The sequence below is a fragment of the Nonomuraea terrae genome (genome assembly GCF_044465245.1).
Taxonomy (GTDB): Bacteria; Actinomycetota; Actinomycetes; order Streptosporangiales; family Streptosporangiaceae; genus Nonomuraea; species Nonomuraea terrae.
In genome coordinates, this window is record NZ_JBITLL010000007.1 from 156,051 (window position 1) to 169,029 (window position 12,979).

Sequence of the window (12,979 nt, forward strand, 5' to 3'; positions counted from 1 at the left end):
CGCCGTAGCCGGGCGTCCCCACGCTCACTCCGCACCTCCGCCGTACCCGGCCGTCCCCACGGTCGCGAGGACCGGCCGGGCCTGCTGGAGGCGGGTGTCGAGCGAGGTCATCGCGTCGTACGCCGCCCTGGTGCCCGGCACCCCGCCGTAGGTCACGTCGTCGAACGACCGCGCCCCGGCCGACAGCTCCGCCGCGAACGCCGGCAGCGACACCGCCGCCTCCGCCGCGAGCTCGCCGGCCGTACGCCCCGGCATGCCGCTGACCAGCGCGCGTTCCTCCATGTCGCGGGCGATGGCACGGAAACGCTCGCGGACGGCCTCCGCCCAGCGGCCCTCCGAGGCGAGGCCCTCGGCGGCCCGCCGGTGCTCGGCCGCGGTCATCGCCTGCTCGCCGAACAGCCCGCCCGTCAAGAGCGCCTTCCTGCGAGTCGTCCTGCGCAGCTGCCAGCCCACCAGGGTGATCACGCTGAGGAGGATGAGAACGATCGCCGCGGCGGCGATGACGCCGCCGGCCGTGCCGCCGCCGGTGGCCGCGTCGATGAGGTCGCCGAGGAACTGCATGACCCGCCGGTAGATCAGGTCGAGCAGCGACTCCTTCGCGTACTGGGGGTCGAGGAGCTCGGTCGCGGCCCTCTGGGCGGCCTCGTCCCTGCCGATCGGGCTCACGGTCTGGCGGAGTTGGACGGGTGCCACAGGTCGTCGGCCGAGGAGTGCACCCAGCCCTGGCGCTGCTGTTCGATGGCGGCCGTCTGGAGCACGAGGTCGAAGGCCTCGGCACGCATGCGCCGGTCGGCGTAGAGCAGGCCGGCCACACCCGCCTCGAACGGGTAGGTGAGCATCGAGCCGATCGTGTAGCCGATGGTGAGGAACAGCGCCGAGACGATGGCGGTGGCGGCCGTGCCCGCGCCCATCGCGCTGAACATCGTGCCGGCGAGCGAGAACGGGAAGGCGAGGACGGTCGAGACGATGCCCACGAGGATCCAGGTGAGCAGCAGGATGCCGAGCACCCGCCAGAAGTCGCCCGTCACCAGCTGCCACGAGCGCCGCATGGCGTCGATCGGCCCCCTGCCCTCCAGCACCACGGCGGCCGGGGCGAACGCGAAGCGCGTCTTGAAGAACAGGTAGTAGACGAAGTAGGCGACGATGAACAGCAGCGTCGCGACGGCCACCAGGGTGAACTCACCCGTCGTCGCGAGCGCCGCCATGAGCAGCACGAAGACGATCAACGGCACGACCATGATGACGGCCATCAGCGCCACCACGCCGAACAGCGCCCCCACCCGGCCCTTGACCAGCCGCCAGGCCTCGCCCGCGCTCACCGTGCCGCCGAAGACGGCCCGGCCGAGGATGCGGGTCAGCACGCCGGTCAGCATGGTGACGACGACGAACTGCACGGCGAGCGAGATCAGGGTGCCGCCGTACTGGACGGCGAGGCTGCCGTACAGGTCGCCGGTGGTCACGCTGCCGGGGTCGGCGGCGATGCTCGCCGCGGAGTCGAACACGTACGCCTGCCCCAGTGCGACCGGCACGGAGACCACGAGCGCGGCCGCGGCCGACAGGCCCAGCACCGACTTGGGGTTGGAGCGGATCAGCTTGATCGTGCCGTCGAGGACGTCGCCGAGGCGCAGCGGGTGCAGGGGGATGATGCCGGGCCGCAGCGCCGGCGGAGGCGGCATGTAGCCGTATCCGGGACCCTGGCCTGGATAGGGGGGATAGGGTGTTCCCGGCCCGTGGCCGGCGGGCGCCTGCTGATAGGGCGGCTGCCCGTGCGGCTGGCCGTGCGGCTGGCCGCCGTAGGGCACCTGCTGCTGCGAGCCGGGCGCGGTCCATGGGGAGGCCGGCGGGGCGCTGTACGGCGGGGGCTGTTCGGCCGACCAGCCTGATGGCGTCTCGGGCATGGGACCGTGACCGTCTGACATATCCCAATCCTGGCATGCTGGGCGGGAGCTTGGTGTCACGGAGGAGATTCGTCGCCCGATCTCGCCCGCATTCTCCGGCGAATCCGGGCGCGGTTGACATCCAGGGATGGCCGAAAGCTGCTCTGTTACCGCAGACTGGGAAGGCGGTCGCGGGGGCGGGCGGCACGTTCGCCGCTCGTCAGGTTCATGTGTCGCACATGGGCCTACCAAGGGTAACCTTCAGTGATCGTGCGGGTATGTCCCACAATGCGTAGAAACGAATGAGGGGCCATGAAAGGTCGCGTGCTGGTCGTTGACGACGACGCCGCTCTCGCCGAGATGCTCGGGATCGTGCTGCGGGGAGAGGGCTTCGAGCCGTCATTTGTCTCCGACGGCGACAAGGCCCTCGACGCGTTCCGGGATACACGCCCGGACCTGGTCCTGCTCGACCTGATGCTGCCGGGAGCCGACGGCATCGACGTCGCCCGCAGGATCAGGGCTGAGTCGGGGGTTCCCATCGTCATGCTCACCGCCAAGAGCGACACGATCGACGTGGTGCTGGGGCTGGAGTCGGGCGCCGACGACTACATCGTCAAGCCGTTCAAGCCGAAGGAGCTCGTGGCGCGGGTGCGGGCGCGGCTGCGCCGCACCGACGAGCCGACCCCCGAGATCCTGCAGATCGGCGACATCACCATCGACGTGGCCGGCCACTCGGTCAAGCGCGGCGACGAGACCATCAACCTGACGCCGCTGGAGTTCGACCTGCTGGTGGCGCTGGCCCGCAAGCCGCGCCAGGTCTTCACCCGCGAGGTCCTGCTCGAGCAGGTGTGGGGCTACCGCCACGCCGCCGACACGCGCCTGGTCAACGTGCATGTGCAGCGGCTCCGGGCGAAGATCGAGAAGGACCCCGAGCACCCTGAGATCGTCGTCACGGTCCGCGGCGTGGGCTACAAAGCCGGCCCTGCCTGAGCTTCCGACACCCCGCCATGCCCCCGACGACCCAGCGCCGCTCCCGACGGACGTTCCGCCAGATTCTCGGCGGCGTCCGCCGGCGGGTGCGTCGTGCGGCGGGCAAGGCGCGCAGCACGTGGCGGCGCTCGCTGCAGCTCCAGGTGGTCACCAGCACGATGGTGATCTCGGTCATCGTCGTGGTGGTGCTCGGCACGTTCCTGTTCGGGCAGATCAGCAAGTCGGTCGTCGACAGCACCCAGGAGTCCTCGAACAGTGAGGCGTTCGCCGACCGGCTGCAGATCGCCGACGCGCTCGCCCCCGAGACCGACGACCAGGACAAGACCACCGACAGCGGCAAGCAGGGCTCGGCCAACCCGCTCGACGAGGTGATGGACACCATCACGGGCTCCGGCGAGGGCGGCACCGAGAAGCGCTACGACATGCTGGTGCTCAACCGGCACCTCCCCGGCGCCTCGCGGGGGTCGGGGACGGTCGTGCCCGGCGACGTGCCGGCCAACCTCCAGCTGGGCCTGCAGCGCAACATCCGCGACCAGCAGTACGACGAGCCCTTGGCGATCACGGGAAAGATCCGGTTCGCCGAGGAGGGGCAGTCGCGGCTGACGTACGTCATCGGCGGCGTCGTCCACGTGCCGACCAGCGGCGAGAGCTACGAGGTCTACCACTTCTTCCCGCTCGACGAGGAAGAACAGCTGCTGGTCAACGTCCGGCTCGCCATCGTCGTGGTGGGTCTCGGGCTCGTGCTGCTGCTCGCCGCCATCGCCTACCTCGTCACCCGCCAGGTCGTCACCCCCGTACGCCTGGCCCGCCAGGCCGCCGAGCGCCTGGCCGCGGGCAAGCTCGACGAACGGCTCAAGGTGCGCGGCGAGGACGACCTGGCCCGGCTGGCCAACTCGTTCAACGAGATGGCCGCCAACCTCGCGCTGAAGATCCACCAGCTGGAGGAGTTGTCGCAGGTCCAACGCCAGTTCGTCTCCGACGTCTCCCACGAGCTGCGCACGCCGCTGACCACCGTCCGCATGGCCGCCGACCTGCTGTACGACGCTCGCGAGGACTTCGACCCGATGGCCTCCCGTTCGGCCGAGCTCATGCAGGCGCAGCTGGAGCGGTTCGAGTCGATGCTGGCCGACCTGCTGGAGATCAGCCGTTACGACGCCGGCGCCGCCACGCTCGACCTCGACCCCGTCGACGTGCGCGACCTGGTGCTGCGCGCCATCGCCGACTCCGAGGCGCTGGCCGAGCGTCACTCCACCCGCTTCGAGCTGCGGCTGCCCAACGAGCCCTGCATGGCCGAGGTCGACAACCGGCGGGTCGAGCGCATCCTGCGCAACCTGCTGTTCAACGCCATCGAGCACGGCGAGGGCCGCGACGTCGTGGTCACCGTGGGCGGCGACCGCGACGCGGTGGCGGTGGCCGTACGCGACCACGGGATCGGCCTCAAACCCGGCGAGGACACCCTGGTCTTCGACCGGTTCTGGCGGGCCGACCCGTCACGGGCGCGCACCATCGGCGGCACCGGGCTCGGGCTGGCGATCTCCCGCGAGGACGCCGCCCTGCACGGCGGCTGGCTCCAGGCGTGGGGCCAGCCCGGCGAGGGCTCGCAGTTCCGGCTGACGCTGCCGCGCACCGCAGGGGCCGACCTCAAGGGCTCGCCGCTGCCACTGGTGCCGCCGGAGATCGAGATGCGGCGCACCTGGCGTACGTCCATGACGCCGGTCCTGCTGCCGGCGGTCGCCGACGGGGGCGGTTATGACGAGGACTAGACGCTTCGCCGCGGTGACGGCGATCATGGCCGCCGTGACGTGCGCGGGCTCCGGGTGCACCGTCATACCGCTGAGCGGCCCGATCGCGGTGAGCGACGTCGGCGCGGGCGATCCGCTGGGCAGGCCGTTCCAGCGCATGATCGCCATCGGGCCGCAGCGCGAATGGGGACCGGAGGAGACGATCAAGGGCATGCAGGCCGCCATGGCCGCCTACCCCGACGACCCGTCGGTCCTGCAGCAGTACCTGACACCCGAGGCCAAGGCCACGTGGAACGCCTCCGGACCGGTGACGGTGATCGACGACGCCTTCGAGATCGTCGCGCCCCCGCCGGGCGACGGCACCGAGACCGTGCAGACCGTGACGCTCAAGGGCAGCTCGGTGGCCTCCATCAAGGAGGACGACTCGTACGTGCCCACGGCCGGGGCGTGGGAGCGTCCGTACGAGCTGGTCAAGGCGCCCGGCGGCGGCTACCGTGTCAACGCGCTGCCCCCCGGGCTGCTGCTCACCGCCTCCGACGTCGACCGGGCCTACCGGCCGACGAATCTCTACTACCTCAACCGCAGCACCCAGGACCGGCTGGTCGTCGACCGCGTACGCCTGCGGATGAAGACCACCGAGCGCTTCGCCCAGACCGTGCTCGAACGCCTGCTGCAGCAGCCGACCGCGGCCCTGCAGGGCGCGGTGTCCACCAGCTTCCCGCCGGGCACCGCGATCGAGTCGGTGAGGTCGGGCGAGGAACGCGTGGTCATCGACCTCGCCAGCCCGCTCGACCCGCTCGACCTGAGCGCCGAGGACGCGCTCAGGGCGCAGATTCGCTACACCCTGAACAACAACGACGTGGCCAAGGGCCGCATCATCGAGATCCAGGTGAACGGCGAGCCGTACGCCGTCGACCGGCCCAACTCCGACGAGCACTGGCTCGACGACAGCGGCGACCACGCCTACTACGTCAGCCGGGGCGCCGTCCGCCACCTCGGCAAGGACCGCCCCGAGGGCGTGGTGCCGGGCGCGGCCGGCGAGCCGCGCGAGGGGTACTCCGACTTCGCGATGTCCCTGTCCAAGGACGGCCCCCCGCAGGTCGCGGCGCTGACCACCACCGGCATCTCGGTGGCCTCGCTGACGCCGGACGGCCGCTGGCAGGAGGTCATCCACGGCGAGTCCCTGACGCCGCCGACCTGGCATCGGGACGGGTCCCTCTGGACGTACGACCGCGACAACGCCGTCCTGCTGCGCTACGACCCGGCCCACGGGCAGGCGCCGGAGCGCGTGTCGGCGCCCGAGGTGGAGAAACTCGACGTGACACGGCTGCGGATCGCCAGGGACGGCGTCCGGGTGGCGGTGACGACCGGGAAGAACACCGTCCAGATCGGCGCCCTCACCGGCGGCGGCACGATGCTGGGCAACCTGCAGCTGCTGACCACCATCGAGATGGGCTCCGAGATCACCGACGTGGCGTGGGGCGACGACGAGCACCTGCTCGTGCTCGTGCAGACCAAGGCGGGACAGATCCTCAACGAGATCAACGTCGGCGACGGGGAGACGACGGGGGTGCCGCTGAAGGACCGCCTCGAATCGGTGGCGGCGCTGGACGACCGCATCCTGGCCGAGGCCGAAACCGAAAAAGGCACCAAACTCCTCGAACTCAACCAGGACCGCCAAACCTGGGCCACCAAGCTCGAAACCGACGCCGGCGCCCCCCTCTTCCCCCTCGGCTGACCCAACCGGCCCTCCGGCTCCGACGGCGCAACTCACCCGGCTCCACGAGCGGGGCACTCGCTGCGGGCTCCACGAGCGGGGTACTCGCTGGGGGCTCCACGAGCGGGGTACTCGCTGGGGGCTCCGCACGCCGGGTACTCGCCTCAGCCCCAACGACCGGGGCTCCCCTCGGGCCCGACAGCGGCCCACCCGCGTGTCAACGAGCCCTGGCCGGCCGGTTGGCCGGGGGCGACCGGGCCTGTCAACGCGCGCCTGAACGCCCTGCCCCGTTCCCGCCCACCAGCGAACACCCCGGCCACTTCGACGGCCCAGCCCGCCTCCACAGCCCCCAGCCGTACGGCCCCTCCGAGGCCGACTCGCCCGCCCGTGTACGGCCTCAGTCCGCGTCCACCACCTTCATCCGAACGGCCCCAGTTCGCCTCAGCGCTTCTCAGTCGAGCGGCCCTGGCCCGCGCGCCTTTGCCGGGTGAGCGGCCCTGGCCCGTGTGCGTCGGCTGTCCTCAGGCGAACGATCCGAGTCCGCCTCAGCCCTCGCGGTGGGGACGGCGCGGTTCGTGCCGCGTTGCCGCGGGTCTCACCCCGCGACAGGCCCAATTGGTCGGCAGGGGGCGTCGGTGGTCGTCGAGCGGGGTGGGTGGCCGGGAATTGTCGGTGGGCGGCGGCATGGTGGGGGTGTGCTGGGTGCTGTTCTCGATCTCGTTCTGCCGGCGTCCTGCGTGGGGTGCGGGAGCAAGGGGGCGTCGTGGTGTGCGGGGTGTCGTGTCGCCTTGATGGGCGCGCCTGCCAGGCGCAGGCCCGTTCCGGTGTTGGCCGGCCTGCCCGACTGCTGGTCCGCTGCCCCTTACGAGGGGGTGGTGCGTACGGCGATCGTGGCTTACAAGGAGCGGGGTGCCGTCGCGCTCGCCGGTGTGCTGGCCGAGGCTGTGGTGAGCGCGGCCGTCACGGCGGTGGGGGCCGACGCGCACGCGGCTGCATATGTCGGCGGGCGGTTCGCTGTCGTGCCGGTGCCGAGTGGCGGGCGTCGGGTGCGGGCGCGAGGGCATGATCCCGTGGGGCGGTTGGCGGTGATGGTCACGCGACGGCTGCGGAGGCTGGGGCTGGAAGCCGTGCTGTGGCCCGCGCTACGGCAGGTGCGGGGCGTGGCCGACCAGGCGGGGCTGAGCTCCGCGGAGAGAGTCGCCAATCTCGCGGGGTCACTCCAGGTGCGCCACGCCGTGAAAGTCCCTCCAGCGCCGGTTGTGCTGCTTCTGGATGACATTGTCACGACCGGGGTCACCCTGGCCGAGGCCGCCGGGGTGCTGCGCGCGACGGGCGCCGCGGTCCCGCTCGCCGTCACCGTCGCAGCGACACGCCGAAGATCTGCTAAGACATTACGGTGACCGTGCGTGAAAACGGGCTGCGCCCGCGACACTGGCCCACTGGTCACATGTCTCTATCCCCGTACATGTTTCGCGCCTGGTGGCGTACGGGAAACAGGCCCCGGCAAGAGGTGCCGACCGGTTGAACCCGGCATGGGAAGGCGCTTACCACCCTGAGGGAAACCACGGAAAGTGATCCTTCGGCCGATCCTCCGGCTGACATTCGTCCTGGATGCGGATAGCGTTCTGACATGGCACCCGTTCGGGTCCGTGGTTGCGCAGGGTCGGGGTCCCCGACTCTGCTAGCCGATGCCAGCCGCAGGCAAAACGGTCCACGTAAGGCGACTCTTTGTCGACCGATCACGGTGCGGCTTAGGGGTAAGTCCTGCCTTCCCGGGGGTCCAGATGTCCCCCGTCAGAAGAGAAGGGCAGTAGTGGCATCAGAGCCGCGAAATCCTCAGCAGGCGGATGTGGGGTCGAAGACCAGGTCGGCCGGACGGGTGCCATCAGAGATCCCGGTGACCCCGAGTCGGAAGAGGGGAACGGTGAGAGAAAGGCAGACAGAAGACCCCGCCCGGCGCGCAGGTGGTCGGGCGCTCTTGCTCAGTCGTTAGACGAAGGGGGGCTGTTGCATGGACATCATCGTCAAGGGCCGGCACACAGGTGTGAGTGATCGGTTCCGAGACCACGTGACGACCAAGCTGGCCAGGATCGAACGTCTGGACAACAAACTCATCCGAGTCGACGTGGAGGTTTCGAAGGAACGTAACCCGCGACTCGCCGACCAGCGCGAGCGCGTAGAGCTCACCATTCACTCCCGAGGGCCGGCCATCCGCGCCGAAGCCTCGGCCGATGACCGGTTCGCAGCCCTCGACCTCGCCCTCGACAAGCTGGAAGGCCGCCTGCGCAGGCTGGCCGACCGGCGCAAGGTCCACCACGGCAACCACTGCCCGCCCTCGCTGGCGGAGATCACCGCGACGCTTCCGGCCGCCGCCGGCCCCGAGCCCCGCACCGAACCCGCCGTCCCCAAGCAGGCAGAGCCTGACGAGGACGAGTACCAGCAGAAGAACGACCAGCTCTACGACGACATCGTCCCCATCGAGATGGACGGCGAGGGTCCGCTCGTCGTCAGGGAGAAGTTCCACCGAGCCGAACCCATGACGATCGACCAGGCCCTGCTGGAGATGGAGCTGGTCGGCCACGACTTCTATCTCTTCCGTGACAAGGAGAGCGGCCAGCCCTGCGTCGTCTACAACAGACGCGGGTACAACTACGGCGTGTTGCGGCTCGTAGAGCCCTGATCGCGCGCTAAAAGATCTTCTCGACCACCCGAGAACCGCGGGTACGTGCCATCATGGCGGTTCAACGGCTCTGGCCCCCGACGAGGAGGAGACGTGAGCGAGCTCAGTCAGGTTCAGGTGAGCGAGCGAAGCGAGGGAAAGACGGTCGCGAGGCGCATCAAGGAGGCCTCGTGACAGAGTCTGGCGAGTCCCGCACGTCAGCTGACGAGCCGATCCGCGTGCTGATCGTTGACGATCACGAGCTGATCCGGCGGAGCCTGGCGTTGGCGCTGGCCGCCGAGCCCGACATCGAGGTGGTCGGTGAGGCGAGCGACGGGCAGGAGGCGGTCGAACTGGCCGACCGCCTCATGCCGGACGTCGCCCTCATGGATGTGCGCATGCCCCGGCAGGACGGGATCGAGGCGGCGAAGGGCATCAAGGCCTCCGTCCCCAGCACCCGCATCATCATGCTGACGGTGAGCGACGAGGAAGAGGATCTTTTCGAGGCCATCAAGGCGGGAGCGACCGGCTATCTGCTGAAGGACGTCCAGATCAACGACGTCCCCGCCGCGGTCCGCGGCGTGCACGAAGGCCAGTCGTTAATCAACCCGGCGATGGCGGCGAAGCTCATCAACGAGTTCGCCTCCATGAGCCGCAAGGAGTCCGAACGCCCGCCCCAACTTCCCGTCCCCCGTCTGACCGAACGGGAGATGGAGGTCCTGCGGCTGGTGGCGAAGGGCATGAACAACCGTGAGATCGCCAAGCAGCTCTTCATCTCCGAGAACACCGTGAAGAACCACGTCCGCAACATTCTCGACAAGCTGCAGCTGCACTCGCGGATGGAAGCCGTGGTCTACGCGGTCAGGGAGCGCATGCTCGAGATCACCTGACCGCCCCCCGGGAGCGGCGGCCGGCGTCGGCCGCCGCTCTCATGCGTTGAGCAGAGGGATCAGCTCCGGCGGGTCGGCGCGCTCGACGCGTACGGCGTCGCAGCCCACCCAGTCGGCGGCCGACCACAGCGCCTCGCGCACGGCGTCGGCCCACCGGGCGGGGGACAGGCCCTGCTCCAGGTGGACCTGCCGGGCCACCAGGGTGGAGCCCTCACGCGCCGGGTCGACGCGGCCGATCAGGCGGCCTCCGGCCAGCACCGGCATCGTGAAGTAGCCGTGCACCCGCTTGTGCTTGGGGACGTAGAGCTCCAGCGTGTAGGTGAACCCGAACACCCGCTCGGTGCGGCCCCGATGCCAGATGAGCGAGTCGAACGGCGACACCAGCGTCGTGCGGTGACGCCCGCGCGGCTCGGACGCGACGGCGGCGGGGTCGGCCCACGCGTTGCCCTGGCCCTTCTTGCCGGCAGGCCAGCCGGAGACGGTCACGGGAACGAGCCCGGCGGCCCCGCTGAGCAGCACCTCGTCGAGGATCGCCGCGTAGCGGCCCTTGAGGCGCAGGAAGTCGAGCAGGTCGCTGCGGTTGGCCACGCCCAGCGAGCGACCGGCGATGGCGGCCAGGCGGGTGATGCACTCCTCGTCGGACGGGTCCTCGGCCAGCAGGCCGGCGGGGACCGCGCGGTCGGCCAGGTCGTAGACGCGGCGCCAGCCGACCCGGCGGGTGCAGACCAGCTCGCCGATGTCGAGCAGCCACTCCAGGCCGATCTTGGCGTCGGACCAGTCCCACCAGGGGCCGCCGTTCTTGGCGCCGCCGACGTCGGAGGTCGTCAGCGGGCCGGAGTCGCGGACCTGGTCGAGCAGCTTCTCCACCCCGTCGGGGACCTCGTGCCAGCGGTAGCGCCGCTCGCGGTAGGCGCGGCGGCGGAACGAGTAGAGGGGCCAGTGCTCGATGGGCAGGATGCAGGCGGCGTGGCACCAGTATTCGAAGCTGCGCGCGGGATTGTGCCAGTAGGCGCGCTCGACCGTCGGCCGGCCCACCGCGCCCAGCCGGGCGTAGGCGACCAGCTCGTGGGAGCGGGCCAGGACGGAGATGGTGTCGAGCTGCACGGCGCCCAGGCGGCGCAGCATGCCCTGCACTCCGCCCTTGCGGGCGTCGGCGCCGATCAGCCCTTGCGCCCGCAGGATGACGCGGCGCGCCTCGTCGGCGGTCAGGTCGATCATGACGGCGTTTCCGTACGGCGATGCATGCGAGCAATCTAACGGCGCCCACCGACAATAAACGCGCCCGCGTCGGGGCCGAACGCCCCGGGACATCCCGGCACGACGCCTCCGGCTGCTGGACCTCCAGGGGCGGCACGCCGCGTCGCGGGCGGGATCGGCTTGGGACCGGTCGTGCGTCGGGGCCCAGGTGGGTCAGGCGGGTGGTCGGGCCGGGCTGTCGGGGCCGTCCGGGGTTCGGTGAAGGTGCGGGTCCGGCTCGAGACGGAGCTGCTGGTGTGCCGGCCACGCCTGACACGGCGGGGATGGTGGACGCCAAGTTCCTCGCCCGGATGAAGGACGGCGCCGTGCTGGTCAACGCCGCGCGGGGCGGCGTCGTCGACACCGACGCCCTGGTCGCGGAGCTCAAGACCGGCAGGCTGCGGGCCGCGCTCGACGTGACGGCGCCCGAGCCGCTGCCCGAGGATCACCCGCTGTGGAGCGCTCCCGGCGTGCTGATCACCCCGCATGGACTCCCGCGACATGGCCCAGACTCCCTTCCACGTCGCGGGCAGCACCCCGGCCTCCGGGCGACGCATGCTGCGCCTGATCCACGCCCGGCTGGAGCCCTATCTCGCGGGAGAAGAGCTGTGGTACGGGAGGTGCCGGAGAGAACCGCGTGGGTCGAGGCGGCCCTCCCGGTTCGCGACGACGAGGGCTGCGACGCAGCGGCCGATCATGTTCACCGAGACCCGCGTCTTCACCGAGCCGCGCATCGAGTCCGAGCCGCGCATCGAGTCCGTGACCCGCATCTTCACCGAGACCCGCATCGAGTCCGTGACGCGCATCTTCACCGAGACCCGCATCGAGTCCGTGACGCGCATCTTCACCGAGACCCGCATCGAGTCCGTGATCCGGTCGGCGCCGAGCAGCAGCGCCACGGCCGCGACCGGGAGGGCGTGGCCGATGGCGCTCACCGTCGCCGACAGGGCCAGGAACGACGGCTCCGGCACACCCGCCATGCTCGTGGACGTCGGCATCAGGACGGGCAGGCGGTGATCTGTTCCCCGACGCTGAGGCCGACCCCGAGCGCCTGGGCGAGGAAAAGGACGCAGATCGACAGATACAGGGTGGCGCCGTCCAGGTCGAACGAGTAACCGGTCGGTATCGCCAGGCGGTCGTCGTGCGGGAGGCGCCGGCGTTTCATCCGTGAAAGACGAGCGAATCGCATTCCGCGAGAATGGGCGCACGTTCCGTAAGGCGGCGCCGTTGTGCGGTCGTATGCCCGGGGCGACACGCCCGGAGGTCACGACAGGACATTCCCGACCGGAGCATGGACATTACGTGGCCGAACGCGGACATTCGACTGCCGGACATGGAAACGGCGGGCGACCCGGATGTCGGGCGCCCGCCGGTGAAACCGTTTCAGCGGTGATCTTCCGCGTGCATCCCCACGCGGGGCGCGTCGATCACGACGTCGGTGAAGATATCGAAGACGAGGGCGAGGATTCCGCCGACGACGAACACACCGGCGCCGATCCAGACGAGCGTCCAGTTGGCGGCCGTGAGGCCGAAGCCCGCCACGATGGTGCCCACCAGCATCACCGTCACCGCGAGCCACGAGGACGCGCGCCCTCCGTGGCTGCCGAGATTCTCGGTCTGCTCCGACTTCTTCCCCTCAACCATGACTCATCCTTCCTTTGCCGGTTATCCCGCTTACCCGTGCGAGCCGGCTCTCAACCGGCATACCCTCTGCCTGAAACCCATTCTCCCAGACAGGGCTCGTGCCCTCGTCGGCACGGTGGCTGTGTCTGGTTGCAGAACCGCCTACGATGGCAGGCGGGGAAGTTTGTCTCGGCCTCTCCTCCTGGCGGCGCCGCCGGGGTAGACCTGCGAGGAGCTTTACATAA

At 70.3% G+C, this 12,979-nt stretch carries 12 protein-coding genes and 1 pseudogene; 8 read left to right on the top strand and 5 right to left on the bottom strand.

Going from position 1 to position 12,979, the window contains the following annotated elements; all coding sequences use genetic code 11:
* Nucleotides 1-24: 24 nt before the first annotated feature.
* Both ACIBP6_RS34800 and ACIBP6_RS34805 read right to left on the bottom strand, forming a co-directional pair.
* Nucleotides 25-666: a DUF4129 domain-containing protein gene (locus ACIBP6_RS34800; RefSeq protein WP_397058064.1), complete on the bottom strand. Its 642-nt coding sequence runs from the start codon at nucleotides 664-666 to the stop codon at nucleotides 25-27.
* Nucleotides 663-1,919: a glycerophosphoryl diester phosphodiesterase membrane domain-containing protein gene (locus tag ACIBP6_RS34805; protein ID WP_397058065.1), complete on the bottom strand. Its 1,257-nt coding sequence runs from the start codon at nucleotides 1,917-1,919 to the stop codon at nucleotides 663-665. Before ACIBP6_RS34805 ends, ACIBP6_RS34800 begins: the two co-directional genes overlap by 4 nt.
* Nucleotides 1,920-2,189: 270 nt before the next feature.
* On the opposite strand from ACIBP6_RS34805, the gene mtrA reads away from it, so the two are divergent.
* From mtrA to ACIBP6_RS34835, 6 genes are all read left to right on the top strand, one after another.
* Nucleotides 2,190-2,867 (top strand): MtrAB system response regulator MtrA, encoded by a 678-nt coding sequence (mtrA, locus tag ACIBP6_RS34810; RefSeq protein WP_090763607.1) that lies wholly within the window; start codon nucleotides 2,190-2,192, stop codon nucleotides 2,865-2,867.
* 17 nt (nucleotides 2,868-2,884) lie between these two features.
* Entirely contained in the window at nucleotides 2,885-4,630 is a 1,746-nt protein-coding gene (mtrB, locus tag ACIBP6_RS34815; RefSeq protein WP_397058066.1) for an MtrAB system histidine kinase MtrB, read from the top strand.
* Nucleotides 4,617-6,347 carry an LpqB family beta-propeller domain-containing protein gene (locus ACIBP6_RS34820; protein WP_397058067.1) on the top strand — a complete coding sequence of 577 codons (1,731 nt, stop codon included), beginning with the start codon at nucleotides 4,617-4,619 and terminating at the stop codon, nucleotides 6,345-6,347. Before mtrB ends, ACIBP6_RS34820 begins: the two co-directional genes overlap by 14 nt.
* Before the next feature lie 854 nt (nucleotides 6,348-7,201).
* Nucleotides 7,202-7,726: a ComF family protein gene (locus tag ACIBP6_RS34825; protein ID WP_397058068.1), complete on the top strand. Its 525-nt coding sequence runs from the start codon at nucleotides 7,202-7,204 to the stop codon at nucleotides 7,724-7,726.
* Nucleotides 7,727-8,337: 611 nt separating this feature from the next.
* Nucleotides 8,338-9,006 (top strand): ribosome hibernation-promoting factor, HPF/YfiA family, encoded by a 669-nt coding sequence (gene hpf, locus ACIBP6_RS34830; RefSeq protein ID WP_397058069.1) that lies wholly within the window; start codon nucleotides 8,338-8,340, stop codon nucleotides 9,004-9,006.
* Nucleotides 9,007-9,176: 170 nt separating this feature from the next.
* The gene (locus tag ACIBP6_RS34835; protein WP_132620779.1) at nucleotides 9,177-9,875 is read left to right on the top strand and encodes a response regulator; all 699 of its coding nucleotides are present in this window, start codon (nucleotides 9,177-9,179) and stop codon (nucleotides 9,873-9,875) included.
* A 39-nt stretch (nucleotides 9,876-9,914) separates the two neighbouring features.
* On the opposite strand, the gene ACIBP6_RS34840 is transcribed toward ACIBP6_RS34835, so the two are convergent.
* Nucleotides 9,915-11,093 (bottom strand): winged helix-turn-helix domain-containing protein, encoded by a 1,179-nt coding sequence (locus ACIBP6_RS34840; RefSeq protein WP_397058070.1) that lies wholly within the window; start codon nucleotides 11,091-11,093, stop codon nucleotides 9,915-9,917.
* Nucleotides 11,094-11,371: 278 nt separating this feature from the next.
* Between ACIBP6_RS34840 and ACIBP6_RS34845 the strand changes: the two are divergent.
* Nucleotides 11,372-11,599: pseudogene (locus tag ACIBP6_RS34845) on the top strand (NAD(P)-dependent oxidoreductase); the annotation flags it as partial.
* A 13-nt stretch (nucleotides 11,600-11,612) separates the two neighbouring features.
* The gene (locus ACIBP6_RS34850) at nucleotides 11,613-12,128 is read left to right on the top strand and encodes a hypothetical protein (protein ID WP_397058958.1); all 516 of its coding nucleotides are present in this window, start codon (nucleotides 11,613-11,615) and stop codon (nucleotides 12,126-12,128) included.
* Here the strand turns inward: ACIBP6_RS34850 and ACIBP6_RS34855 are convergent.
* Nucleotides 12,109-12,276 (bottom strand): cation:dicarboxylate symporter family transporter, encoded by a 168-nt coding sequence (locus ACIBP6_RS34855; RefSeq protein ID WP_397058071.1) that lies wholly within the window; start codon nucleotides 12,274-12,276, stop codon nucleotides 12,109-12,111. The two genes, ACIBP6_RS34850 and ACIBP6_RS34855, sit on opposite strands and share 20 nt — an antisense overlap.
* Nucleotides 12,277-12,494: 218 nt before the next feature.
* The gene (locus ACIBP6_RS34860) at nucleotides 12,495-12,755 is read right to left on the bottom strand and encodes an HGxxPAAW family protein (protein ID WP_132623617.1); all 261 of its coding nucleotides are present in this window, start codon (nucleotides 12,753-12,755) and stop codon (nucleotides 12,495-12,497) included.
* Between the last annotated feature and the right edge of the window lie 224 nt (nucleotides 12,756-12,979).